This window comes from Pseudomonas agronomica (assembly GCF_025917275.1).
GTDB lineage: Bacteria > Pseudomonadota > Gammaproteobacteria > Pseudomonadales > Pseudomonadaceae > Aquipseudomonas > Aquipseudomonas agronomica.
Genome location: NZ_JAOSHO010000969.1, coordinates 1 through 685 on the forward strand (window position 1 = coordinate 1; position 685 = coordinate 685).

Consider the following 685-nt stretch of genomic DNA (forward strand, 5'->3'; position numbering starts at 1 on the left):
GGTCGTGACGTCCAGTTTTGTCCTCGGCGGCGCGCGGCAACTATCGGGCTTTCGCGAGGATGGGATATCCGGCCAGAACATGAGCCTGATGCGCGCCGTGTATTACCGCCGGCTCACGCCTCGGGCCTACCTGCCGTTGGATTTCCCGCTGTACATCGGCGGCTCTCTGGAGCGTGGTCGGGCGTGGAACAACGACAACGAATTCGACAGCGGCTACATCAATGCCGCCAGTGTCTTCCTCGGCTTTGACACGCCGCTGGGGCCATTGAACTTCAGCTATGGCTTTAATGATGACGATGAGCAGGCGGTGTATCTGAACCTGGGGCAAACGTTCTAAGCCCTGCACCTAGCCTTTTGTGGGAGCGAGCCTGCTCGCGAAGACTGAACCATGGCCAACATCATCGCCGACTGGGGCACCGCTTTCGCGAGCAGGCTCGCTCCCACAAAAGGATCTCGTCAGCCTCGCAATCCTTCAACGAATCCCGGCCAACAAGACTCGGGCGGTTTCCTTGAGTGGTTCATCGCCCTCTTGCAGCAACTCTTCCAGCAGGGTGATGGCGCTCTTCAGGTCGCCTTCATCGATGCAATTCTGCGCTTCTTCCAGCTTTTCCGAATGCTCCGACGCCTGCAGCTCGAAGGACACAGGTTCCAGGGACAGTGACTCGAACTCAGGCTCAACGGACAG

At 59.0% G+C, this 685-nt stretch carries 2 protein-coding genes; one reads left to right on the forward strand and one right to left on the reverse strand.

The annotated features are described in order from the left end of the window. Positions 1-337 (forward strand): BamA/TamA family outer membrane protein (locus OC610_RS28420; protein ID WP_332880489.1); only part of this gene is annotated, 337 nt, incomplete at its 5' end. Positions 338-472: 135 nt separating this feature from the next. Here OC610_RS28420 and OC610_RS28425 read toward each other — a convergent pair. Next, the coding region (locus OC610_RS28425) for a FimV/HubP family polar landmark protein (RefSeq protein WP_332880490.1) at positions 473-685 on the reverse strand (213 nt) is incomplete at its 5' end.